General features: G+C 57.0%; 24 protein-coding genes. 15 read left to right on the forward strand and 9 right to left on the reverse strand.

What is annotated here, in order from left to right:
• Positions 1–92 precede the first annotated feature (92 nt).
• The 11 genes from skp (at position 93) to tilS (ending at position 13,249) form a co-directional block, all read left to right on the forward strand.
• Positions 93–578: a molecular chaperone Skp gene (skp, locus tag SPE70_RS04390; protein ID WP_002889325.1), complete on the forward strand. Its 486-nt coding sequence runs from the start codon at positions 93–95 to the stop codon at positions 576–578.
• A 3-nt stretch (positions 579–581) separates the two neighbouring features.
• Entirely contained in the window at positions 582–1,607 is a 1,026-nt protein-coding gene (lpxD, locus tag SPE70_RS04395; RefSeq protein WP_063106342.1) for a UDP-3-O-(3-hydroxymyristoyl)glucosamine N-acyltransferase, read from the forward strand.
• A 105-nt stretch (positions 1,608–1,712) separates the two neighbouring features.
• Positions 1,713–2,168: a 3-hydroxyacyl-ACP dehydratase FabZ gene (gene fabZ, locus SPE70_RS04400; protein WP_004145858.1), complete on the forward strand. Its 456-nt coding sequence runs from the start codon at positions 1,713–1,715 to the stop codon at positions 2,166–2,168.
• A gap of 3 nt (positions 2,169–2,171) precedes the next feature.
• Positions 2,172–2,960 carry an acyl-ACP--UDP-N-acetylglucosamine O-acyltransferase gene (gene lpxA / locus SPE70_RS04405; RefSeq protein ID WP_008807349.1) on the forward strand — a complete coding sequence of 263 codons (789 nt, stop codon included), beginning with the start codon at positions 2,172–2,174 and terminating at the stop codon, positions 2,958–2,960.
• The gene (lpxB, locus tag SPE70_RS04410) at positions 2,960–4,111 is read left to right on the forward strand and encodes a lipid-A-disaccharide synthase (protein ID WP_008807348.1); all 1,152 of its coding nucleotides are present in this window, start codon (positions 2,960–2,962) and stop codon (positions 4,109–4,111) included. The genes lpxA and lpxB overlap by 1 nt, the downstream gene beginning before the upstream one ends.
• Positions 4,108–4,707, forward strand: coding sequence for a ribonuclease HII (gene rnhB, locus SPE70_RS04415; protein WP_012542806.1), 600 nt, complete (start codon positions 4,108–4,110; stop codon positions 4,705–4,707). The genes lpxB and rnhB overlap by 4 nt, the downstream gene beginning before the upstream one ends.
• 17 nt (positions 4,708–4,724) lie before the next feature.
• Positions 4,725–8,207, forward strand: coding sequence for a DNA polymerase III subunit alpha (gene dnaE / locus SPE70_RS04420; RefSeq protein ID WP_008807346.1), 3,483 nt, complete (start codon positions 4,725–4,727; stop codon positions 8,205–8,207).
• Between the two features lie 12 nt (positions 8,208–8,219).
• Positions 8,220–9,179 carry an acetyl-CoA carboxylase carboxyl transferase subunit alpha gene (gene accA, locus SPE70_RS04425; RefSeq protein WP_008807345.1) on the forward strand — a complete coding sequence of 320 codons (960 nt, stop codon included), beginning with the start codon at positions 8,220–8,222 and terminating at the stop codon, positions 9,177–9,179.
• A 113-nt stretch (positions 9,180–9,292) separates the two neighbouring features.
• Positions 9,293–11,446, forward strand: coding sequence for a lysine decarboxylase LdcC (locus SPE70_RS04430; protein WP_012968903.1), 2,154 nt, complete (start codon positions 9,293–9,295; stop codon positions 11,444–11,446).
• 46 nt (positions 11,447–11,492) lie between these two features.
• Positions 11,493–11,882 (forward strand): VOC family protein, encoded by a 390-nt coding sequence (locus tag SPE70_RS04435; RefSeq protein ID WP_002889387.1) that lies wholly within the window; start codon positions 11,493–11,495, stop codon positions 11,880–11,882.
• A 53-nt stretch (positions 11,883–11,935) separates the two neighbouring features.
• The gene (gene tilS / locus SPE70_RS04440) at positions 11,936–13,249 is read left to right on the forward strand and encodes a tRNA lysidine(34) synthetase TilS (protein WP_032740443.1); all 1,314 of its coding nucleotides are present in this window, start codon (positions 11,936–11,938) and stop codon (positions 13,247–13,249) included.
• A gap of 12 nt (positions 13,250–13,261) precedes the next feature.
• On the opposite strand, the gene rof is transcribed toward tilS, so the two are convergent.
• Together rof and SPE70_RS04450 are read right to left on the reverse strand one after the other, a co-directional pair.
• The gene (rof, locus tag SPE70_RS04445; RefSeq protein ID WP_002889424.1) at positions 13,262–13,522 is read right to left on the reverse strand and encodes a Rho-binding antiterminator; all 261 of its coding nucleotides are present in this window, start codon (positions 13,520–13,522) and stop codon (positions 13,262–13,264) included.
• A complete protein-coding gene (locus SPE70_RS04450; protein WP_002889429.1) occupies positions 13,509–13,709 on the reverse strand; it encodes a YaeP family protein in 201 nt (66 codons plus the stop codon). The genes rof and SPE70_RS04450 overlap by 14 nt, the downstream gene beginning before the upstream one ends.
• Before the next feature lie 196 nt (positions 13,710–13,905).
• On the opposite strand from SPE70_RS04450, the gene SPE70_RS04455 reads away from it, so the two are divergent.
• From SPE70_RS04455 to nlpE, 3 genes are read left to right on the forward strand one after another with little or no spacing between them, the layout of a single operon-like run.
• Positions 13,906–14,451: a YaeQ family protein gene (locus SPE70_RS04455; RefSeq protein WP_008807343.1), complete on the forward strand. Its 546-nt coding sequence runs from the start codon at positions 13,906–13,908 to the stop codon at positions 14,449–14,451.
• Positions 14,448–14,861: an alternative ribosome rescue aminoacyl-tRNA hydrolase ArfB gene (gene arfB / locus SPE70_RS04460; RefSeq protein ID WP_008807342.1), complete on the forward strand. Its 414-nt coding sequence runs from the start codon at positions 14,448–14,450 to the stop codon at positions 14,859–14,861. The genes SPE70_RS04455 and arfB overlap by 4 nt, the downstream gene beginning before the upstream one ends.
• A 42-nt stretch (positions 14,862–14,903) precedes the next feature.
• Positions 14,904–15,602: an envelope stress response activation lipoprotein NlpE gene (nlpE, locus tag SPE70_RS04465; protein WP_012542804.1), complete on the forward strand. Its 699-nt coding sequence runs from the start codon at positions 14,904–14,906 to the stop codon at positions 15,600–15,602.
• Between the two features lie 130 nt (positions 15,603–15,732).
• On the opposite strand, the gene SPE70_RS04470 is transcribed toward nlpE, so the two are convergent.
• The 7 genes from SPE70_RS04470 to metN form a co-directional block, all read right to left on the reverse strand.
• Positions 15,733–16,575: a YaeF family permuted papain-like enzyme gene (locus tag SPE70_RS04470; protein ID WP_064170611.1), complete on the reverse strand. Its 843-nt coding sequence runs from the start codon at positions 16,573–16,575 to the stop codon at positions 15,733–15,735.
• A gap of 59 nt (positions 16,576–16,634) precedes the next feature.
• Positions 16,635–18,353, reverse strand: coding sequence for a proline--tRNA ligase (gene proS, locus SPE70_RS04475; RefSeq protein WP_012968899.1), 1,719 nt, complete (start codon positions 18,351–18,353; stop codon positions 16,635–16,637).
• 112 nt (positions 18,354–18,465) lie between these two features.
• Positions 18,466–19,173 (reverse strand): tRNA (N6-threonylcarbamoyladenosine(37)-N6)-methyltransferase TrmO, encoded by a 708-nt coding sequence (gene tsaA, locus SPE70_RS04480; protein ID WP_008807338.1) that lies wholly within the window; start codon positions 19,171–19,173, stop codon positions 18,466–18,468.
• The gene (rcsF, locus tag SPE70_RS04485; RefSeq protein ID WP_008807337.1) at positions 19,170–19,577 is read right to left on the reverse strand and encodes an Rcs stress response system protein RcsF; all 408 of its coding nucleotides are present in this window, start codon (positions 19,575–19,577) and stop codon (positions 19,170–19,172) included. The genes tsaA and rcsF overlap by 4 nt, the downstream gene beginning before the upstream one ends.
• Positions 19,578–19,684: 107 nt before the next feature.
• On the reverse strand, positions 19,685–20,500 hold the full coding sequence (gene metQ, locus SPE70_RS04490) for a methionine ABC transporter substrate-binding lipoprotein MetQ (RefSeq protein ID WP_008807336.1): 816 nt from the start codon (positions 20,498–20,500) through the stop codon (positions 19,685–19,687).
• Between the two features lie 43 nt (positions 20,501–20,543).
• Positions 20,544–21,197, reverse strand: coding sequence for a methionine ABC transporter permease MetI (locus tag SPE70_RS04495; protein ID WP_004204478.1), 654 nt, complete (start codon positions 21,195–21,197; stop codon positions 20,544–20,546).
• A complete protein-coding gene (gene metN, locus SPE70_RS04500) occupies positions 21,190–22,221 on the reverse strand; it encodes a methionine ABC transporter ATP-binding protein MetN (RefSeq protein WP_008807334.1) in 1,032 nt (343 codons plus the stop codon). The genes SPE70_RS04495 and metN overlap by 8 nt, the downstream gene beginning before the upstream one ends.
• 188 nt (positions 22,222–22,409) lie before the next feature.
• On the opposite strand from metN, the gene gmhB reads away from it, so the two are divergent.
• Positions 22,410–22,976: a D-glycero-beta-D-manno-heptose 1,7-bisphosphate 7-phosphatase gene (gene gmhB, locus SPE70_RS04505; protein WP_008807333.1), complete on the forward strand. Its 567-nt coding sequence runs from the start codon at positions 22,410–22,412 to the stop codon at positions 22,974–22,976.
• Positions 22,977–23,048: the final 72 nt, after the last annotated feature.

Below are 23,048 nucleotides of genomic sequence, written 5' to 3' on the forward strand. Positions count from 1 at the left end.
TATAGCGCTGACTGTAGGCGATAACGCGGTTATCGCCTCGCCACGCAAATAACGGTACCCCTGGGTACTCATGGGATGGTAAGGAGTTTATTGTGAAAAAGTGGTTATTAGCTGCAGGTCTGGGTTTGGCAATGGTAACTTCCGCTCAGGCGGCAGATAAAATTGCCCTGGTGAACATGAACAGCCTGTTCCAACAGGTTGCCCAGAAAACTGGCGTTTCCAACACGCTGGAAAACGAGTTCAAAGGCCGCGCTAGCGAACTGCAGCGTATGGAAGGCGACCTGCAGTCTAAAATGCAGCGTCTGCAGTCCATGAAGCCGGGCGCCGATCGTACCAAACTGGAAAAAGACGTGATGGCTCAGCGCCAGACCTTCTCCCAGAAAGCGCAGGCGTTTGAACAGGATCGCGCACGTCGTTCCAACGAAGAGCGTGGCAAACTGGTTACCCGCATCCAGACTGCTGTACAGAGCGTAGCGAAAGATCAGAGCATCGATCTGGTGGTTGACGCAAATGCCGTTGCATACAACAGCAGCGATGTAAAAGACATCACCGCTGATGTGCTGAAACAGGTTAAATAAGTAATGCCTTCAATTCGACTGGCTGATCTCGCGCAGCAGTTGGATGCAGAATTACACGGTGATGGCGATATCGTCATCACCGGCGTTGCGTCCATGCAGAGCGCGAAAACGGGCCAAATCACTTTCATGGTCAACCCTAAGTACCGTGAACACCTGGCCGCTTGTCAGGCTTCTGCCGTTGTCATGACGCAGGATGATTTGCCTTTTGCCCATAGCGCCGCGCTGGTAGTGCGTAATCCCTACCTGACCTACGCGCGCATGGCTCAAATTCTTGATACCACGCCACAGCCGGCACAGGATATCGCGCCGAGCGCGGTCATCGATCCGTCGGCGAAGCTGGGTAACAACGTGTCGATCGGCGCTAATGCGGTTATCGAATCCGGTGTTGTACTGGGCGATAACGTGGTGATCGGCGCAGGCTGCTTCGTTGGGAAAAATACGAAAATCGGTGCCGGCTCGCGTTTGTGGGCCAATGTGACCATTTACCATGAGATTGAGATCGGCGAGAATTGCCTGATCCAGTCCAGCACGGTGATCGGCGCGGATGGCTTCGGTTATGCTAACGATCGCGGTAACTGGGTCAAGATCCCGCAACTGGGTCGCGTCATTATTGGCGATCGCGTGGAGATTGGCGCCTGCACCACCATCGATCGCGGCGCGCTGGACGATACCCTTATCGGTAACGGCGTTATCATTGATAACCAGTGTCAGATTGCGCATAACGTGGTGATTGGCGACAATACCGCGGTTGCCGGCGGCGTTATCATGGCGGGCAGCCTGAAAATTGGCCGCTATTGCATGATTGGCGGCGCCAGCGTGATTAACGGCCATATGGAAATCTGCGATAAAGTCACCGTCACGGGGATGGGGATGGTGATGCGTCCTATCTCTGAACCTGGCGTATACTCCTCCGGTATTCCGCTACAGCCGAACAAGGCGTGGCGTAAAACTGCGGCGCTGGTGATGAATATTGACGAGATGAGCAAGCGCCTGAAAGCGATTGAGCGCAAGGTTAATCAACAAGACTAATTCATCATTTGGTCACATGACATTTCCGGCCTGTTGCATTCGCTAAAAGATTGCCGCAGGCCGTGTTATTATTGCCTTTTAGTACATTTAGACAGGAAGAGTATTTTGACTACTGACACTCATACTCTGCACATTGAAGAGATTCTGGAACTTCTGCCTCACCGTTACCCGTTCCTGCTGGTAGACCGCGTGCTGGATTTTGAAGAAGGTCGTTTTCTGCGCGCAGTAAAAAATGTTTCTGTAAACGAGCCGTTTTTCCAGGGGCACTTCCCTGGTAAGCCGATTTTGCCTGGCGTGCTGATTCTGGAAGCGATGGCGCAGGCCACCGGGATTCTGGCATTTAAAAGCGTCGGAAAACTGGAGCCAGGCGAGCTGTATTATTTCGCAGGCATCGACGAAGCGCGCTTCAAACGTCCGGTAGTACCAGGCGATCAGATGATTATGGAAGTCACTTTCGAGAAAACCCGCCGCGGCCTGACCCGTTTCAAAGGCGTCGCGCTGGTTGACGGTAAAGTGGTTTGCGAAGCGACGATGATGTGTGCGCGTAGCCGGGAGGCCTGATACGTGATTGATAAAACCGCTTTTGTTCATCCTACCGCCATTGTAGAAGAAGGCGCCGTCATTGGTGCTAACGTTCACATTGGTCCGTTTTGTATTGTTGGCGCTAACGTCGAAATTGGCGAAGGCACCGTACTGAAGTCTCATGTCGTCGTTAACGGCCATACCAAAATCGGCCGTGACAATGAGATCTATCAGTTCGCTTCCATCGGCGAAGTTAACCAGGATCTGAAATATGCTGGCGAACCGACCCGGGTGGAAATTGGCGATCGCAACCGCATCCGCGAAAGCGTCACCATTCATCGCGGCACAGTACAGGGCGGTGGATTAACAAAGGTGGGCAACGATAACCTGCTGATGATCAACGCCCATGTGGCGCACGATTGTACGCTTGGCGATCGCTGCATTCTGGCCAATAACGCAACCTTGGCCGGTCACGTATCTCTGGATGATTTCGTCATCATCGGCGGCATGACCGCAGTACACCAGTTCTGCATCATCGGCGCACACGTCATGGTAGGCGGATGCTCCGGCGTGGCGCAGGACGTTCCGCCGTTCGTGATTGCCCAGGGTAACCACGCGACGCCGTTTGGCGTCAACATCGAAGGGCTGAAACGCCGCGGCTTTAGCCGTGAGGCGATTACCGCGATTCGTAACGCGTATAAACTGCTGTACCGCAGCGGCAAAACGCTGGACGAAGCCAAACCGGAAATCGCCGAACTGGCGACTCAGCATCCTGAAGTTCAGCCGTTTGTTGATTTCTTTGCCCGTTCCACTCGCGGCTTGATTCGTTAATGGCTGAACCGCGTCCCCTGACGATTGCCCTGGTCGCCGGAGAAACCTCCGGCGATATTCTTGGTGCGGGCCTCATCCGGGCTCTCAAAGCGCGCATCCCTGACGCGCGCTTTGTCGGCGTGGCGGGGCCGCTGATGCAGGCGGAAGGGTGCGAAGCCTGGTACGAAATGGAAGAGCTGGCGGTGATGGGCATTGTTGAGGTGCTCGGTCGCTTACGCCGTCTCCTGCATATTCGCGCCGATCTTACCCGCCGCTTTGGCGAGCTGCGCCCCGATGTCTTCGTCGGCATCGACGCCCCTGACTTCAATATTACCCTCGAAGGGAATCTGAAAAAGCAGGGCATCAAAACGATTCACTACGTCAGCCCGTCGGTCTGGGCCTGGCGACAAAAACGCGTTTTCAAAATCGGCAGAGCGACCGACCTGGTGCTGGCTTTTCTGCCTTTCGAAAAAGCGTTTTATGACAAATTTAACGTCCCCTGCCGCTTTATCGGCCATACCATGGCGGATGCGATGCCGCTGGATCCTGACAAAGGCGCTGCGCGCGACCGGTTAGGGATCCCGCACAATGTGCGCTGTCTGGCGTTGCTGCCCGGCAGCCGCGGCGCGGAAGTCGAAATGCTCAGCGCGGACTTTCTGAAAACCGCGCAGTTGTTACGCGTCACTTATCCCGATTTGCAGGTGGTAGTGCCGCTGGTCAATGCCAAACGGCGGGAGCAGTTTGAGCGAATCAAAGCTGAGACGGCGCCGGATATGATCGTGCATATGCTGGACGGTCAGGCGCGCGATGCGATGATCGCCAGCGACGCCGCGCTGCTGGCCTCCGGGACGGCGGCGCTGGAGTGCATGCTGGCGAAGTGCCCGATGGTGGTTGGCTACCGCATGAAGCCGTTCACCTTCTGGCTGGCAAAGCGTCTGGTGAAAACCGACTACGTCTCCTTGCCGAATCTGCTGGCCGGTCGCGAGCTGGTCAAAGAGCTACTGCAGGATGAGTGCGAGCCGCAGGCGCTGGCCGCCGCCCTGCAGCCGCTGCTGGCCGATGGCAAAACCAGCCACGAGATGCATGAGACGTTCCGCGCGCTGCATCAGCAGATCCGCTGCAACGCCGATGAGCAGGCCGCGGACGCCGTACTGGAGTTAGCAAAACAATGATGGAGTTCGTCTATCCGCATACCCATCTGGTTGCCGGCGTTGATGAGGTTGGCCGCGGGCCGCTGGTTGGCGCGGTCGTGACCGCGGCGGTGATCCTCGATCCGGCGAAGCCGATTGTGGGTCTGAATGATTCCAAAAAACTCAGCGAAAAGCGTCGCCTGGCGCTGTGCGATGAGATTAAAGAGAAAGCGCTGTGCTGGAGCCTGGGGCGTGCCGAGCCGCACGAAATCGACGAGCTGAATATTCTGCATGCCACTATGCTGGCGATGCAGCGCGCCGTCGCCGGCCTGAGCATTGTTCCTGAGTTTGTCCTGATCGATGGCAACCGCTGTCCGTCGCTGCCGATGCCCTCTCTGGCGGTGGTGAAAGGCGACAGCCGGGTGGCAGAAATCAGCGCAGCGTCTATTCTGGCAAAAGTCACTCGTGACGCCGAAATGGCCACGCTGGACCTCGCATTTCCCCACTACGGATTTGCCCAGCATAAAGGCTATCCCACCGCTGTTCACCTGCAGAAGCTGCAGGAACACGGCGCAACAGAGCATCACCGGCGCAGTTTTGGTCCGGTGAAGCGTGCCCTGGGCCTGGCGTCCAACTAAGTCACCGGGATCTAAAGATGGCTGAACCACGTTTCGTACACCTGCGGGTGCACAGCGACTATTCCATGATCGATGGGCTGGCAAAGACCGGGCCACTGGTCAAGAAGGCGGCCTCGCTTGGCATGCCGGCGCTGGCGATCACCGATTTCACCAACCTGTGCGGGCTGGTGAAGTTCTACGGGACGGGACACGGCGCGGGTATTAAGCCGATTGTCGGCGCCGATTTTCACGTGCAGTGCGACCTGCTCGGCGATGAGTTTACCGAGCTGACCGTGCTGGCGGCGAACAACACCGGTTACCAGAACCTGACGCTGCTCATTTCCCGCGCCTATCAGCGCGGCTACGGCGCGCTGGGGCCGTGGATTGACCGCGACTGGCTGGTGGAACACCAGGAAGGGCTGATTCTGCTTTCCGGCGGCCGTAAAGGCGACGTCGGCGTTAGCCTGATCCGCGGCAATATGCCGTTAGTGGAACAGTGCGTCGCGTTCTATGAAGAGCATTTCCCGGACCGTTATTTTCTTGAGCTGATCCGCACCGGTCGTCAGGATGAAGAGGCCTATCTCCACGCCGCCGTGGCGCTGGCGGAAGCACGCGGCCTGCCGGTGGTGGCGACCAACGATGTCCGCTTCCTCGACACCAGCGATTTCGACGCCCATGAAATCCGCGTCGCGATCCACGACGGCTTTACGCTCGACGACCCGAAACGGCCGCGCAACTACTCGCCGCAGCAATATATGCGCAGTGAGGAGGAGATGTGCGAGCTGTTCGCCGATATCCCGGAAGCGCTGGAGAACAGCGTCGAGATCGCCAAACGCTGCAACGTCACCGTGCGGCTTGGCGAATATTTCCTGCCGCAGTTCCCGACCGGCGATATGACCACGGAGGATTTCCTGGTCATGAAATCGAAAGAGGGTCTGGAAGAGCGGCTGGAATTTCTCTTCCCGGATCCTGCCGTCCGTGCTGAAAAGCGCCCGGAGTATGACCAGCGTCTGGATATTGAACTCCAGGTGATCAACCAGATGGGGTTCCCGGGCTACTTCCTGATCGTTATGGAGTTTATCCAGTGGTCGAAGGATAACGGCGTGCCGGTTGGCCCGGGCCGCGGTTCCGGCGCCGGCTCGCTGGTGGCCTACGCGCTGAAGATCACCGATCTTGATCCGCTGGAATTCGACCTGCTGTTCGAACGTTTCCTTAACCCGGAACGTGTCTCGATGCCCGACTTCGACGTCGATTTCTGCATGGAGAAACGCGATCAGGTTATTGAGCACGTGGCGGACATGTATGGCCGCGATGCGGTATCGCAGATCATCACCTTCGGTACCATGGCGGCGAAAGCGGTCATCCGCGATGTGGGCCGCGTGCTGGGTCACCCGTACGGCTTTGTCGACCGTATCTCCAAGCTGGTGCCGCCCGATCCGGGTATGACGCTGGCGAAAGCGTTTGAAGCCGAACCGCAGCTGCCGGAAATCTATGAGGCGGACGAAGAAGTTAAAGCGCTGATCGACATGGCGCGTAAGCTGGAAGGGGTGACGCGAAACGCCGGTAAACACGCCGGTGGGGTGGTTATCGCTCCCACTAAAATTACTGACTTTGCGCCGCTGTATTGCGATGAGCAGGGGCTGCATCCGGTTACCCAGTTTGACAAAAACGACGTGGAATACGCCGGGCTGGTAAAATTCGACTTCCTCGGTCTGCGTACGCTCACTATCATTAACTGGGCGCTGGAGATGATCAACAAGCGGCGGGCGAAAAACGGCGAAGGGCCGTTGGATATCGCCGCTATCCCGTTGGATGACAAGAAAAGCTTCGACATGCTGCAGCGCTCGGAAACCACCGCGGTCTTCCAGCTTGAATCGCGCGGCATGAAAGATCTGATTAAGCGTCTGCAGCCTGACTGCTTCGAAGATATGATCGCGCTGGTGGCCCTGTTCCGCCCGGGTCCGCTGCAGTCGGGGATGGTAGATAACTTTATCGACCGTAAGCACGGCCGCGAAGAGATTTCCTACCCGGACGTGCAGTGGCAGCATGAGAGCCTGAAACCGGTGCTGGAGCCGACCTACGGCATTATCCTGTATCAGGAACAGGTCATGCAGATTGCCCAGGTGCTCTCCGGTTATACCCTCGGCGGCGCGGATATGCTGCGCCGTGCGATGGGTAAGAAAAAACCGGAGGAGATGGCCAAGCAGCGTTCTATCTTTGAAGATGGGGCGAAGAAAAACGGCGTTGACGGCGAACTGGCGATGAAAATCTTCGACCTGGTGGAGAAATTCGCCGGTTACGGATTTAACAAGTCGCACTCCGCCGCCTACGCGCTGGTCTCCTACCAGACGCTGTGGCTTAAGGCGCACTATCCGGCTGAGTTTATGGCGGCGGTAATGACCGCCGATATGGACAACACCGAGAAGGTCGTTGGCCTGGTGGACGAGTGCTGGCGCATGGGGCTGAAAATTTTGCCCCCGGATATTAACTCCGGCCTGTACCATTTCCACGTTAACGACGACGGCGAGATTGTCTACGGCATCGGCGCCATCAAAGGCGTTGGCGAAGGGCCGATCGAAGCGATCATTGAGGCGCGCAACAATGGCGGTTATTTCCGCGAGCTGTTCGACCTCTGCGCGCGGACCGATATTAAAAAGCTCAACCGCCGGGTGCTGGAAAAACTGATTATGTCCGGGGCGTTCGATCGTCTCGGTCCGCATCGCGCGGCGCTGATGAACTCGCTGGGCGATGCGTTGAAAGCCGCCGACCAGCACGCGAAAGCGGAGGCTATTGGCCAGGCCGATATGTTCGGCGTACTGGCGGAAGAGCCTGAACAAATAGAACAGTCCTACGCCAGCTGCCAGCCATGGCCTGAGCAGGTGGTGCTGGATGGTGAAAGGGAAACCCTGGGGCTATACCTGACCGGGCACCCGATTAACCAGTACCTGAAAGAGATTGAGCGCTACGTCGGCGGCGTGCGGCTCAAAGACATGCATCCGACCGATCGTGGTAAAGTGACCACGGCGGCGGGGCTGGTGATTGCGGCGCGGGTAATGGTCACCAAGCGCGGCAATCGTATCGGCATCTGTACCCTGGATGACCGTTCCGGGCGTCTGGAGGTGATGTTGTTCACCGACGCGCTGGATAAATATCAGCAGTTGCTGGAAAAAGACCGCATACTTATCGTCAGCGGACAGGTCAGCTTTGATGACTTTAGCGGGGGGCTTAAAATGACCGCCCGCGAAGTCATGGACATTGACGAAGCCCGGGAAAAATATGCTCGCGGGCTTGCTATCTCGCTGACGGACAGGCAAATTGATGACCAGCTTTTAAACCGACTCCGTCAGTCTCTGGAACCCCACCGTTCGGGAACCATTCCAGTGCACCTCTACTATCAGAGGGCGGATGCACGCGCGCGGTTGCGTTTCGGCGCAACATGGCGCGTCTCTCCGAGCGATCGTTTACTTAACGATCTGCGTGGCCTTATCGGCTCGGAGCAGGTGGAACTGGAGTTTGACTAATACAGGAATACTATGAGTCTGAATTTCCTAGATTTTGAACAGCCGATTGCAGAGCTGGAAGCGAAAATCGATTCCCTGACTGCGGTAAGCCGTCAGGATGAGAAACTGGATATTAACATCGACGAAGAAGTGCATCGTCTGCGCGAGAAAAGCGTAGAGCTGACACGCAAAATCTTCGCCGATCTCGGTGCATGGCAGGTTGCGCAACTGGCGCGCCACCCGCGCCGTCCTTATACCCTGGATTATGTCCGCCTGGCGTTCGACGAATTTGACGAACTGGCCGGTGACCGCGCCTACGCTGACGATAAAGCGATTGTCGGCGGTATCGCGCGTCTTGATGGTCGTCCGGTGATGATCATCGGCCACCAGAAAGGTCGCGAAACCAAAGAGAAGATCCGTCGCAACTTTGGTATGCCGGCCCCGGAAGGCTACCGCAAAGCGCTGCGCCTGATGGAAATGGCCGAGCGGTTTAAAATGCCGATCATCACCTTCATCGACACCCCTGGCGCCTACCCGGGCGTCGGCGCGGAAGAGCGCGGCCAGTCGGAAGCGATTGCCCGCAACCTGCGTGAGATGTCGCGTCTGAGCGTGCCGGTTATCTGCACCGTGATCGGCGAAGGCGGCTCCGGCGGCGCGCTGGCGATTGGCGTGGGCGACAAGGTCAATATGCTGCAGTACAGCACCTATTCGGTGATTTCGCCGGAAGGCTGCGCGTCCATTCTGTGGAAAAGCGCGGATAAAGCACCGCTGGCCGCGGAAGCGATGGGTATCGTCGCACCGCGTCTGAAAGAGCTGAAGCTGATTGATTCTATCGTTCAGGAACCGTTGGGCGGCGCGCACCGCAACCCGGAAGCAATGGCAGCGAGCCTGAAAGCGCAGCTGCTGGCAGACCTGGCCGATCTCGATCTGCTCAGCGAAGAAGAGCTGCTGAACCGCCGCTATCAGCGTCTGATGAGCTACGGTTACGCCTAAGTTTTCCGCTAGCGAAAAACACTAAGGGCCGGATTTTCCGGCCCTTTTTTTGTGTGCGATGCGCCCAGGGGATTGCTATGATGCTTGACTTAGGTGAATACCAGGAGGAAAGCGTGAATATTATCGCCATCATGGGGCCTCACGGCGTCTACCACAAAGACGAGCCGATCAAAGAACTGGAAGCGGCGCTGCAGCGCCAGGGCTTCCAGACCATCTGGCCGCAAAACAGCGCCGACCTGCTGCAGTTTATTGAGCACAACCCGCGCATCTGCGGGGTGATCTTCGACTGGGATGAATACAGCGTCGATCTGTGCAGCGATATCAATCAGCTCAATGAATATCTGCCCCTGTACGCCTTTATTAATGCCCACTCCACGATGGACGTCAGCAGTCAAGATCTACGCATGACGCTGTGGTTCTTCGAATATGCGCTGGGACTCTCCGAAGAGATCGCCACCCGCATTGGGCAGTATACCCGCGAGTACCTGGACAATATCACCCCGCCGTTTACCCGCGCGCTGTTTAACTATGTACAGGAGGGGAAGTATACCTTTTGTACACCGGGCCATATGGGCGGTAGCGCCTATCAGAAAAGCCCGGTGGGCTGCCTGTTCTATGATTTCTTTGGCGGAAATACGCTGAAGGCGGATGTCTCGATTTCGGTCACCGAGCTGGGCTCCCTGCTGGATCATACCGGCCCGCATCTGGAGGCGGAGGAGTATATTGCCCGCGCCTTTGGCGCTGAACAGAGCTACATGGTGACCAATGGCACCTCGACGTCCAACAAAATTGTTGGTATGTACTCGGCGCCCGCCGGCAGCACGCTGCTGATTGACCGTAACTGTCACAAATCACTGGCCCACCTGCTGATGATGAGCGATGTGGTTCCCCTGTGGCTGAAGCCGACCCGCAACGCGTTGGGGATCCTCGGCGGTATCCCCCGACGCGAATTTACCCGCGACAGCATTCAGCAGAAAGTGCGCGACACGGGCGGGGCGCAGTGGCCCGTGCATGCGGTGATCACCAACTCCACCTACGATGGTCTGCTCTATAACACCACCTGGCTTAAGGAGACGCTCGACGTCCCGTCGATCCATTTCGATTCCGCCTGGGTGCCCTATACCCATTTCCATCCGATATATCAGGGGAAAAGCGGCATGAGCGGTGAGCGGATCCCCGGAAAAGTCATCTTCGAGACGCAGTCCACGCATAAGATGCTGGCCGCGCTGTCGCAGGCCTCGCTGATCCACATTAAGGGCAACTATGATGAAGAGACCTTTAATGAAGCCTTTATGATGCATACCTCGACGTCGCCGAGCTATCCCATCGTCGCGTCGATTGAGACCGCGGCGGCGATGCTGCGCGGTAACTCCGGTAAGCGCCTGATCCAGCGCTCCATTGAGCGGGCGCTGGATTTCCGCAAAGAGGTGCAGCGACTGCGCGAGGAGTCGGACGGCTGGTTCTTTGATATCTGGCAGCCGGAAGCGGTGGATAAAGCCGAGTGCTGGCCGGTGGCGCCTGGCGAAGACTGGCACGGTTTCAAAGATGCCGATGCGGATCATATGTATCTCGATCCGGTGAAGGTCACCATTCTGACGCCGGGCATGGACGAGCAGGGGAATATGGCTGAAGAGGGGATCCCGGCGGCGCTGGTGGCGAAGTTCCTCGACGAGCGGGGCGTGGTGGTGGAGAAAACGGGCCCCTATAACCTGCTGTTCCTGTTCAGCATCGGTATTGATAAAACCCGGGCGATGGGGCTGCTGCGCGGCCTGACCGAGTTCAAACGCGCCTACGATCTCAATCTGCGGGTGAAAAATATGTTGCCGGATCTGTACGCGGAAGATCCCGACTTCTACCGCAACATGCGGATCCAGGATCTGGCGCAGGGGATCCACCGCTTGATCCGTCAGCACCAGCTGCCGCAGCTGATGCTCAGCGCCTTTGACGTCCTGCCGGAAATGAAAATGACGCCGCATCACGCCTGGCAGCGCCAGATTAAGGGTGAGGTGGAAACCATTGAACTGGAGAACCTGGTCGGCCGGATTTCGGCCAACATGATCCTCCCTTATCCGCCGGGCGTACCGCTGCTGATGCCGGGAGAGATGATCACGGAGGAGAGCCGGGCAGTGCTCGATTTCCTGCTGATGCTCTGCTCCATCGGCCGTCATTACCCGGGGTTTGAGACCGATATTCACGGGGCGAAGCGCGATGAGGACGGCGTGTATCGGGTACGAGTCTTAAAAAATGACGAAAGGCTTGCGCGTTAACGGCGCGCACGAGTAACGTGGCTGGCTTAACAGAAGGAGTTTGACCATGCTGGGTTTGAAACGGGTTCACCATATTGCCATCATTGCGACTGACTACGCCCGCAGTAAAGCGTTCTATTGCGATATTCTGGGGTTTACGCTGCAAAGTGAGTTCTATCGCGCCGAGCGCGACTCCTGGAAGGGCGATCTGGCGCTCAATGGCGAGTACGTGATTGAGCTGTTCTCGTTCCCGTTTCCCCCGGCCCGCCCCAGTCGCCCCGAAGCCTGCGGGCTGCGTCATCTGGCCTTTAGCGTGGATGATATCGACGCCGCGGTAGCGCATCTGACGGCGCATGGCGTCGAGTGCGAAGCGATTCGCGTCGATCCCTTTACCGGCAAACGCTTTACCTTCTTTAGCGATCCGGACGACCTGCCGCTGGAAATATATCAGCAGTAAACCTTGCCAGCGCGACCCTGGCCCGGTAACTTGCCGGGCCATCACTTCTCGGTATGTTCGTGGATATGACGGCTGATATTGCGCATACGCTTCATCCCCATCGCCAGCTGCTGGTGGCCTTCAGCGGCGGTCTGGATTCGACGGTTCTCCTGCACCAGCTGGTGCTACTGCGGGAACAGGATCCCTCGCTGACGCTGCGGGCGGTGCATGTTCACCACGGCCTGAGCGCCCATGCAGACGACTGGGTGGCGCATTGTCGGCAGATTTGCCTGCAGTGGCAGGTGCCGCTGGTGGTGCATCATGTGACGTTAGCCAGGGGCGGTCTCGGCGTGGAGGCCCATGCCCGTGCGGCGCGCTATCAGGCCTTTCAGGATACGCTCAATGCCGGCGAGGTGTTAGTGACCGCCCAGCACCAGGATGACCAGTGCGAAACGCTGCTGCTGGCGTTAAAACGCGGCAGCGGTCCTACTGGTCTGTCGGCGATGGCGCCATCCTCTGCCTTTGCCGACAGTCGACTACTGCGTCCTCTCCTCAATGAAACCCGCGAATCGCTACGCCAGTGGGCGCTCGCCCATCAGCTGTCGTGGATTGAAGATGAGAGTAATCAGGACGATACCTATGACCGCAACTTTCTGCGCCTGCGGGTGATCCCGGTCCTGCGCGAGCGCTGGCCGCATTTTAGCGAGGCCGTTGCCCGCAGCGCCAGCCTGTGCGCCGAGCAGGAACAACTGCTGGACGAAATGCTGGCGGCGGAGCTGGCGTCGCTGGTGGCCGAAGATGGCTCGCTGGCTATCACGCCGCTGACGTCGATGAGCCCACCCCGTCGCGCGGCGCTGCTGCGTCGCTGGCTCGCCGGGCAGCAGGCGCCGATGCCAGCCCGGGAGGTGCCAGAGCGCCTCTGGCATGAGGTGGCGCTGGCGCGGGAAGATGCCAGCCCTTGTCTGCGGCTGGGGGATTTTACCGTCCGCCGTTTTCAACAGCGTTTGTACTGGGTGAAGTATCTTCCCGGCCAGACGGAAAGTGTCCAGCACTGGCCCGACTGGCGCCAGCCGCTGCGGCTGGCAGACGGTCTCGGCGAGCTGATGCTGCAGCCCGGCGGCAGGCTGCGCCCGCCGTCTGCGGATGAGCCGGTCACTGTCCGCTTTCGCGCCAGCGGCCACCTGCATATCGTCGGACGCCACGGCGGACGTAAGCTGAAGAAGATCTGGCAGGAGCTGGGCGTTCCTCCCTGGCGACGAGACACTACGCCGCTGCTGTTTTACGGCGAAACGCCGATCGCTGCAGCGGACGATCTGTTTGTGACCACCGAAGGTGAAGTGAAGGACGGGGAAGGGGTCAGGCTGTCATGGAGGAAAACGGGCGGTTAAGCCCGTTTTGATTCAGGATTCGCTCACCACCACGGTGCCGATTTCCGGGTGACTGAAGCTGGCGATTTTATCCAGGCGCAGCTCGCGGACGTTGCCGGCGAGTTCGACCACCAGATACTCGATATTTTTACGCGAGATTAGATCGCTGGCCTTTGCCTGCAGCTGTTCGCCATCCTTCAGCGCCAGCGTCAGCACCAGGTGATGCTGGCAAGCCAGTTCCAGGTTGTCGTAATCATCGCAGTTAATGGGTTGATAAGTATCATTCATTGACATAATCGCTCACCAGTAAGTTTGCTGCCGCATAAGCGGCCTTTTCCCTGACTGACTCCGAAAGGGCCTCATCCGCCGCAATCTCATTCAATACTTTCAACACGCAACCCAGCGCATCCGGGATATACCCTAAGTCTCCGCTGGCTATTTCCGCATACCGCTTGCGTATTAACTCACAATAGTGGTCCACATGCCCTCCTGTCAGCGTTCTGACTCAACCGTGGGATGCAAGTTTAAGCCTACGAAGATAAACTCTGTTTAGCAAGGGAACTATATCATAGTCATTTAAGCAATTTCAGCAGGATGAAACAGGTTGCTGCGATTGACGACAGCCTTTTGCCGCCAGTTTCGCTACAATGTCCGCCATTCTTTTCAGGAGTTTATTCATGGCGCTGAAAGCGACAATATATAAAGCTGCGGTAAATGTAGCCGATCTGGATCGCAACCAGTTTCTGGATGCTAACCTGACGCTGGCGCAGCACCCCTCGGAAACCCAGGAGCGCATGATGCTGCGCCTGCTGGCGTGGATCAAATATGCCGATGAACGGCTGCAGTTTACCCGCGGCCTGTCGTCGGACGACGAGCCGGAGCTGTGGCTGCTTAACGATCATCTCGGGGTCGATCTGTGGATCGAACTGGGTCTGCCGGATGAGCGGCGGATTAAGAAAGCCTGCTCACGGGCGCAGGCGGTAGCGCTGTTTGCCTATAATAGCCGGGCCGCTGAAATCTGGTGGCAGCAGAATCAGAACAAGCTTGCGGCGTACCCGAAGTTGACCATCTGGTATCTTGATGACGCGCAACTGGCGCAGCTTAGCGCCTTTGCCGACCGTACCATGACACTGCAGGCCACTCTGCAGGACGGTAGTATCTGGTTATCCGATGCTCGGAATAATCTGGAAATTCATTTGACGGCCTGGCAAGCACCGGCATGATTACCATTAGCCGCAGCGTGACCCTTGCCGATAACGAGGTTACGCTGGAAGGTATTCGTGCCCAGGGGGCCGGGGGCCAGCATGTGAACAAAGCGTCGACGGCAATCCATCTGCGCTTTGATATTAAAGCTTCAAGCCTGCCGGAGTTTTACAAAGAGCGCCTGCTCGCCGCCAGGCACCACTTAATTTCTGCTGACGGTGTGGTTATCATTAAGGCTCAGGAATACCGCAGCCAGGAGATGAACCGTGAAGCGGCGATTGCCCGGCTGGTGGCCCTCATAAAAGAATTAACCGCAGTGCAAAAAAGTCGCCGGGAGACGCGACCGACTCGGGCATCCAAAGAGCGACGCCTTGCTTCCAAGGCACAGAAGTCCTCAGTCAAGGCGCTGCGTGGGAAAGTTCGCCAGTGAAGACGTCGGCGAACGGGTGAAATGGATGATAAGGAAAGCAAAGTGAAGAAAATCGTATTCTCCGTGATAGCGGCCTGCTCGCTGTTCGCGCTGTTTGGTTGTAACCATCGCGCCGAGACTGACACCGTACAGCCAGCGGCGATGGAAGAGCTCAAACCGATGCAGCAAAGCTGGCGTGGGGTGCTGCCTTGCGCGGATTGTGAAGGTATCGACACCTCGCTGTTCCTGGAAAAAGACGGTACCTGGGTGATGAACGAGCACTACCAGGGCGCTCGTCGTGAACCGTCATCTTTTGCCTCTTATGGCACCTGGGCTCGCACAGCGGATAAACTGGTGCTGACCGACAGCAAAGGCGAGAAATCATATTTTCGCGCGAAGGGCGACAAGCTGGAGATGCTTGACCGCAACGGGAGCCCCGTTCAGTCTCCTCTCAATTATACCCTGGAGCCGGTGAAGGCCAGCCTGCCGACCACCCCGATGGCGATGCGCGGCATGTATTTCTATATGGCCGATGCGGCAACCTTTACCGATTGCGCGACCGGTAAACGCGTCGCGGTGGCGAACAATGCCCAGCTTGAGCGGGATTATGCCGCTGCCCGCGGCAATGATTCACGACCGGTGCTGCTGGTGGTGGAGGGGCACTTTACCCTCGAGGCGAACCCGGACACCGGCGAAATGATGAAGACGCTGATGACGGACCAGGCCGGCAAATTTATTCCCGGTAAAGACTGTAGCCATTGATTGTCAGGCCCCTGCCCGGGAAACGGGCAGGGGATGATCCCACGCAGTCCCCCTACTTGCTCCTGCTATTCGCCCTGTCATATACAGAGTGAGCGTGGGTCTGGCTGGCGGAAAAGCGCAAATCTTTTCTTTACTCCGCATCGTCCTTCGGTTTATTCAGCCCCACCAGCTTCCCGGCCTGAAGATAAACGCCCAGTTTCAGATGCCCGACATACTGTAGCTGCGTTTCGGGTTTAAACGTGGCGACGTCTCCTTCCCGCATGTGCAGCAGATCGGAAGGACTTATCCACGCCGCCTGCGCCAGGGTCAGCGGATGCCCGGCTCTGACGAAGGCCTCGCTGACAAACTCCGAGCAAAACCACGCTTTCTTGTCGGCGCTTGCTGCATCGCCCAGTTGCGCTTTGGCCAGGCCGCTCACGCACTGCTGACGAAAGTTACGCGAGAAAGGGTTGAGCGAGCAGAGCGGTTTGGTGACCATATAAGGGATAAACTGAATAATGCCGCGATAGTTATACCCGCTGTCTTTGACCTGCCAGACAAAATTTTTCATCGCCGTTGCCTGGTCCGGCGTCAGGTCGGGCGCCCTGAGGGCAAAGAGTTTATCGCTATGCGCCAGCGCCTGCTGAACAGAAATCACCTGTACGCCAGCGCCGGTGGCTTCCGCGATCTGACCCTCGCCAAGATACAGTGCGACGTGGCTAACGGAAGAGGCGCTGAAGGCGCGGATCCCAAGCGAAGTGATACCCAGGCTGGACGAGAAAAGCAGGTCGCCGGAACGGAGATCGCTTTCGTCAATTTCGTGGAGCCCGCTGCCGGCAATCGAGCTTTGACGCTGGAGGGTGACAGCCCATGGCGGGGAGCGGCCCTCGGTAGCGGATGCGGAAGCGGCGCTGCGGCCGACGTCTATGGTGCAGGCGGTAAGCAGCAGCAGGGCGGAAGTAAGCAGTCCGCTGCTGAGGATAGGTGCAGTCATGGGTACTTTCCTTGTAAAAAAAAGGCCCTGACATCCGTTCAGGGCCCTGAGGTGGTTGCTTAGCCTTTTATCGCTTTAACCAGATATTCCACGATATCACCGGTTTTAATCAGCTGCTTCTCACCATTGCGACGATACTTGTATTCGATATCATCGTTATCGAGGTTCCGATCGCCCAGCACGATGGTGTGCGGAATACCGATCAGCTCCATATCGGCGAACATCACGCCCGGACGCTCTTTACGGTCGTCCATCAGCACATCGATGCCGTGCGCACGCAGCTCGGCGTACAGCTTCTCGGCCAGCTCCTGCACGCGATAGGACTTGTGCATATTCATCGGCAGAATTGCCACCTGGAACGGCGCGATGGCGTCTGGCCAGATAATCCCGCGATCGTCAAAGTTCTGCTCGATAGCGGCGGCCACCACACGGGTCACCCCAATACCGTAGCAACCCATGGTCAGGATCTGGTTACGGCCATCTTCGCCCTGAACTGCGGCATTCATCGCCTGAGAGTACTTAGTACCCAGCTGGAAGATGTGGCCCACTTCGATACCGCGCTTGATAAGCAGAGTACCCTTGCCGTCCGGGCTCGGATCGCCGGCAACGACGTTACGAATATCAGCAACTTCCGGAGTCGCGACGTCGCGATCCCAGTTGATGCCGAAGTAGTGTTTGCCATCGATGTTAGCGCCAGCGGCGAAATCGCTCATTACCGCGACGGTACGGTCGATAACCACCGGGATCGGCAGGTTCACCGGACCCAGGGAGCCCGGACCCGCTTTCACCAGAGCGCGGATCTCTTCTTCGGTGGCGAAGGTCAGCGGGCTGGCGACCTGCGGCAGTTTTTCCGCTTTCACTTCGTTCAGCTCGTGATCGCCGCGCACCAGCAGGGCAACCAGCGGGGAGGCGCTACCTTCAACCGCTTTCACCAGCAGGGTCTTCACTGTTTTTTCGATCGGCAGGTCGAACTGCTCAACCAGCTCGGCGATGGTTTTGGCGTTCGGCGTATCAACCAGGGTCATCTCCTGGGTGGCGGCTGCGCGCGGCTCTTTTGGCGCAACGGCTTCCGCAAACTCGATGTTTGCCGCGTAGTCGGAGCTGTCGGAGAAGATCACATCGTCTTCGCCGCTCTGCGCCAGCACCTGGAATTCATGAGAGGCGCTGCCGCCGATAGAACCGGTGTCAGCCTGTACCGCACGGAAATCCAGCCCCATACGACTGAAGATTTTGCTGTAAGCGGTATACATCGCGTCGTAGGTTTCCTGCAGCGATTCCTGAGAGGTATGGAAAGAGTAAGCATCTTTCATCAGGAATTCACGGGAGCGCATCACGCCGAAACGCGGGCGCACTTCGTCGCGGAATTTGGTCTGGATCTGATAGAAGTTCAGCGGCAGCTGCTTATAGGAGTTCAGCTCGTTGCGGATCAGATCGGTAATGACCTCTTCGTGGGTTGGTCCGAGGACGAACGGGCGATCGCCGCGATCGGCAATGCGCAGCAGTTCCGGGCCATATTGCTCCCAGCGACCGCTCTCCTGCCACAGTTCAGAAGGCTGAACGACCGGCATTAACACCTCGATCGCACCGGCATTATTCATTTCTTCACGCACGATGTTTTCGACTTTTTTCAGGACGCGCACGCCGGTCGGCAGCCAGGTGTATAACCCGGAGGCCAGCTTGCGGATCATCCCGGCGCGCAGCATCAGCTGGTGGCTGATTACCTCGGCGTCGGCAGGTGTCTCCTTCAGAGTGGAGAGCAGATATTGGCTAGTACGCATGTTGTAACGGTTCCAGTTAAACGAGCGGAACAGGCTGGTTGCCCAGCCTGAAACAAAAAAGTGGTTTAGTTTACCAGTGTGGCAAAGATGCCAAAAGAGAGGAAAAATAAAATTAGCGCGCTTCGAGGGCAAAGACTTCAAAACCAGAGGCAATCACCCGCCAGCGGACGTTGAAATCCAGCAACCAGACGGCATAATTTTTTCCTGCTTCTTCCTCTTTACGGTAGGCCGGGCGCGGATCCTGCGCCAATACTTCGCGGATAAACGCTTTGATATGCGGGTAGCGTTTTTCCAGGGTCAGTAACTGTGCTTCTGTTTCCGGTGTAAAACTGACGTTCATACCCGCCAGCGGCGCCTGTTGCGCATAGCTGGCGCTGGCATCCGGCAGGGCTTCGGCGAAAGGAAGATACGGTTTGATATCAACCACCGGCGTCCCGTCGACGAGATCGAGGCTACCGAGTTCCAGGATCACCTGATCCTTCTGACAGCGAATGCCTTTCAGCTCAACCAGCGACATGCCGATGGGGTTGGGGCGAAACGTCGAACGGGTGGCGAAGACGCCCATCCGCGCATTGCCTCCCAGTCGGGGAGGGCGCACCGTCGGACGCCAACCGCCTTCCATGGTCTGATGAAACACAAACAGGATCCACAGATGGCTGAAGTTTTCCAGGCCTCGCACGGCGTCGGCCTGGTTGTAGGGCGCAACCAGATGCAGTTCTCCGCCGCCGTGTTTCACCAGACCAGGCTGGCGAGGAACGGCAAATTTCTCTTTATACGGCGAGCGGATAACGCCTATCTGCGCGAACTGGAATGCACTCATTGTGCCGAAACGTTAAGCGCCGAGCCCAGACAAACCGCCTGACGGTAGCAGCCTGGCGTGCCGCTGGTCACTTCGCAGCGGTGAAGCAGGACGGCATTGGCTTTCATGCGTGCCGCATTCACCTGCAGACGCTTGCGGGCGGTTGGGATGTTCGGCGGAGAATCCTGATTTGAGGCCTGGCATGACTCACCAGTCACTTCACCCAGATCGCGGAACGGTTTTCCCACCAGCTCTGACGCATCGGTATAAATACGTACCGGCGCCGGACGGGTTGCGCGTGGTTTGCTCGGCTCAGATTTAACCGGGGGGGTTGCAGTGCTTTGAACAGGTTCAACGGGGGATCTGCTTAGCATGGAACAACCGCTTAACATGAGTGCTAACAAACAGACCGGTAAAGCACGCATAGTATTTCCTCAATGAATAAAAAACAGGGCGTTATTGAATCAGGTGCTTGCATAAATGACAAGACGGGCGTGAAGCCCGTCCTGAATGATATTACGGTGAGAAAAGATTACCAGCCTTTCACTGCGCCGCCGTTAAAGATCTTGTTCGCCGCTTCGTAAACTTCATCGCTCTGGTAAGCCTGAACGAATTTCTTCACATTCTCAGCATCTTTATTGTCTTCACGCGCCACAATCAGGTTCACGTAAGGAGACTCTTTGCCTTCAACAAAGATACCGTCTTTCGCCGGGGTCAGGCCAATCTGGCTGGCGTAAGTGGTGTTGATGACGGCCAGCGCAATCTGTGCGTCGTCCAGCGAACGCGGCAGCTGTGGCGCTTCCAGTTCAACAATTTTCAGGTTTTTCGGGTTCTCGACGATATCCAGCGAGGTCGGCAGCAGGCCCACGCCGTCTTTCAGTTTGATCAGACCCACCTGCTGCAGCAGCAGCAGGGAACGGCCGAGGTTAGTCGGATCGTTCGGGACGGCGATCTGCGAGCCCGGCTGCAGTTCGTCCAGCGATTTGATTTTCTTCGAGTAACCCGCGATCGGATAGACGAAGGTGTTGCCAACGGAGACCAGCTTATAGCCACGGTCTTTAATCTGCTGGTCGAGATACGGTTTATGCTGGAAGGCGTTCACGTCGATATCGCCTTTGCTTAGCGCTTCGTTTGGCAGCACGTAATCGTTGAAGGTCACCAGCTCAACATCGAGACCATACTTCTCTTTTGCCACTTTCTGCGCAACTTCAGCGACCTGCTGTTCCGCCCCGACGATAACGCCGACTTTAATATGATTCGGATCTTTTTCATCCTGACCGCAACCCACCAGCGCCAGAGAACCGATTAACGCGCCAACTGCCGCAAAGGTTTTGAAATTAAAGGCCATGTTATTTCCTTCCTGTAAGAATGAGTGTTGTCTGCCAATAACGTTATTTATGAGTCACAGCCCGGACGATACGATCGCCAGAGAATTGAATTAAATAAACCAGAATAACCAGTAACACCAGTACGGTATTCATCACCGTTGCGTTGTAGCCGATATAACCGTACTGATAACCAATCTGCCCCAGACCACCGGCGCCCACCGCGCCGCCCATGGCGGAGTAGCCTACCAGGGTAATAAGAGTGATGGTGGCGGCGTTGACCAGCCCCGGCAGCGCTTCAGGCAGCAGAACCTTGCGGACGATCTGCAGCGGTGTGGCGCCCATCGCGCGGGAAGCTTCGATGAGCCCGGTCGGGATCTCCAGCAGGGCGTTCTCCACCATGCGGGCGATAAACGGCGCGGCGCCCACCGTCAGCGGAACGATTGCCGCCTGCAGGCCGATCGAGGTGCCGACGATTACGCGGGTAAACGGGATCATCCAGACCAGCAGGATAATGAACGGAATGGAACGGAAAATGTTCACCAGCGCCGACAGAGTACGGTACAGTTTGGCATTGGCGACGATTTGCCCCGGCCGGGTCACATACAGCAGCACGCCCACCGGCAGACCAAGGACAAAACCGAAGAAGCCGGAGACAAAGGTCATTGCCAGCGTTTCCCATACGCCGCGCAACAGCAGCCACATCATTGCCTCAGACATAACCCAATACCTCTACTTTTACATGATGTTCCTGCAGCCAGGCGATGGCCGCCTGAGTGTCTTCCTGTGTACCGTGCATTTCGGTGAGCATGATGCCGAACTTCACCCCGCCGGCATAATCCATCTGCGCGCTGATAATGTTGTTATTCACATTGAAGCGACGCGCGGTTTCAGAGAGCAGCGGCGCATCGACGGAGTGGCCGGTAAATTCCATGCGCAGCATCGGTACACTGTCCGCTGCGGCGGTAGGTTTCAGGCGTGCCTGGTAGTCATCCGGAATATCCAGGTGCAGCGTGGACTGAATAAACTGCTGGGCCAGCGGCGTCTTCGGATGGGAGAAGACTTCGCTCACCGTGTCCTGCTCAATAAGCTGGCCGTTGCTAATCACCGCCACGCAGTCGCAGATGCGTTTCACCACATCCATTTCGTGGGTGATTAGCAGAATGGTCAGTCCCAGACGACGGTTAATGTCTTTCAGCAGTTCGAGAATGGAACGGGTGGTGGCTGGGTCGAGAGCGCTGGTGGCTTCATCGCACAGCAATACCTTAGGATTGCTGGCCAGTGCGCGGGCAATGGCGACGCGCTGTTTCTGGCCACCGGAGAGATTAGCCGGGTAGCTGTCGTGCTTATCACCCAGGCCGACGAGATCCAGCAGCTCCGTCACACGACGTTTGATTTCTGCCTGCGGGGTGTTATCCAGTTCCAGGGGCAACGCGACGTTGCCGAAAACGGTCCGGGAGGCCAGCAGGTTAAAATGCTGGAAAATCATGCCAATCTGACGGCGCGCACGGGTTAGCTCTTTTTCCGACAGTGCAGTCAATTCCTGACCGTCAACCTGTACGCTGCCCTCGGTCGGGCGCTCCAGCAGGTTGACGCAGCGAATCAGCGTACTTTTACCGGCGCCGGAGGCACCGATGACGCCATAAATTTGTCCGGCAGGGACATGCAGGCTGACGTTATTCAGCGCCTGAATGCTGCGATTCCCCTGCTGGAACACTTTGGTGATATTGGAAAGTTTAATCATCAGTTATTTATTATCGTTTAGCCGTTTGCCGTGGCATTTTCTTCTGCCGTATCCAGGCGATGCCTGTCAATGAAATGGATGTTAAGGCATCCAGACGTCTAAATCAATCTGACTCTTTATAATGAGCACTTTCTTGCATGCTGAAACATGCGATACTAACGGCACTAGCCTTTTTCAGGAGCAAACCGGTGGCAAAGTCAGTACCCGCAATTTTTCTCGACCGTGACGGCACTATTAATGTCGATCATGGCTACGTCCACGAAATCGACAATTTTGAATTTATCGATGGCGTCATTGACGCGATGCGCGAACTAAAAGAGATGGGCTATGCGCTGGTGCTGGTCACTAACCAGTCCGGTATTGCTCGCGGTAAATTTACCGAAGCCCAGTTTGAAACGCTGACCGAATGGATGGACTGGTCTCTGGCCGATCGTGGCGTCGACCTGGACGGTATCTACTATTGCCCGCATCACCCGCAGGGTGCGGTGGAAGAGTACCGTCAGACCTGTGATTGTCGTAAACCGCATCCGGGGATGCTGATCTCCGCCCGCGATTATCTGCATATCGATATGGCTTCTTCCTATATGGTAGGGGACAAACTGGAAGATATGCAGGCTGCTGCGGCGGCAGATGTCGGTACTAAAGTGCTTGTGCGTACCGGTAAGCCCCTGACTGAAGAAGCGGAAAAAGCGGCTGACTGGGTGCTAAATAGCCTGGCAGAGTTGCCTGCGGCGATTAAAAAGCAGCAAAAATAAGCGTTGCGTTTAAAAGATGAGCGGTTGAAATAAAATTGTATTTTTCCGCTTGTCATTCCCGGAGAGCTCCCT

It is taken from the genome of Klebsiella sp. ZJOU C1 (assembly GCF_035620215.1).
GTDB lineage: Bacteria > Pseudomonadota > Gammaproteobacteria > Enterobacterales > Enterobacteriaceae > Klebsiella > Klebsiella variicola.

Excerpts from the sequence above, each read along its gene's own strand:
- lpxB (WP_008807348.1), top strand. The coding sequence starts at position 2,960 with ATGGCTGAACCGCGTCCCCTGACGATTGCCCTGGTCGCCGGAGAAACC.
- tsaA (WP_008807338.1), bottom strand. The coding sequence starts at position 19,173 with ATGAGTGCATTCCAGTTCGCGCAGATAGGCGTTATCCGCTCGCCGTAT.
- dnaE (WP_008807346.1), top strand. The coding sequence starts at position 4,725 with ATGGCTGAACCACGTTTCGTACACCTGCGGGTGCACAGCGACTATTCC.
- rof (WP_002889424.1), bottom strand. The coding sequence starts at position 13,522 with ATGTCAATGAATGATACTTATCAACCCATTAACTGCGATGATTACGAC.
- SPE70_RS04495 (WP_004204478.1), bottom strand. The coding sequence starts at position 21,197 with ATGTCTGAGGCAATGATGTGGCTGCTGTTGCGCGGCGTATGGGAAACG.
- metN (WP_008807334.1), bottom strand. The coding sequence starts at position 22,221 with ATGATTAAACTTTCCAATATCACCAAAGTGTTCCAGCAGGGGAATCGC.
- rnhB (WP_012542806.1), top strand. The coding sequence starts at position 4,108 with ATGATGGAGTTCGTCTATCCGCATACCCATCTGGTTGCCGGCGTTGAT.
- lpxD (WP_063106342.1), top strand. The coding sequence starts at position 582 with ATGCCTTCAATTCGACTGGCTGATCTCGCGCAGCAGTTGGATGCAGAA.
- SPE70_RS04455 (WP_008807343.1), top strand. The coding sequence starts at position 13,906 with ATGGCGCTGAAAGCGACAATATATAAAGCTGCGGTAAATGTAGCCGAT.
- arfB (WP_008807342.1), top strand. The coding sequence starts at position 14,448 with ATGATTACCATTAGCCGCAGCGTGACCCTTGCCGATAACGAGGTTACG.
- accA (WP_008807345.1), top strand. The coding sequence starts at position 8,220 with ATGAGTCTGAATTTCCTAGATTTTGAACAGCCGATTGCAGAGCTGGAA.
- proS (WP_012968899.1), bottom strand. The coding sequence starts at position 18,353 with ATGCGTACTAGCCAATATCTGCTCTCCACTCTGAAGGAGACACCTGCC.
- SPE70_RS04435 (WP_002889387.1), top strand. The coding sequence starts at position 11,493 with ATGCTGGGTTTGAAACGGGTTCACCATATTGCCATCATTGCGACTGAC.
- metQ (WP_008807336.1), bottom strand. The coding sequence starts at position 20,500 with ATGGCCTTTAATTTCAAAACCTTTGCGGCAGTTGGCGCGTTAATCGGT.
- rcsF (WP_008807337.1), bottom strand. The coding sequence starts at position 19,577 with ATGCGTGCTTTACCGGTCTGTTTGTTAGCACTCATGTTAAGCGGTTGT.
- tilS (WP_032740443.1), top strand. The coding sequence starts at position 11,936 with ATGTTCGTGGATATGACGGCTGATATTGCGCATACGCTTCATCCCCAT.
- SPE70_RS04470 (WP_064170611.1), bottom strand. The coding sequence starts at position 16,575 with ATGACTGCACCTATCCTCAGCAGCGGACTGCTTACTTCCGCCCTGCTG.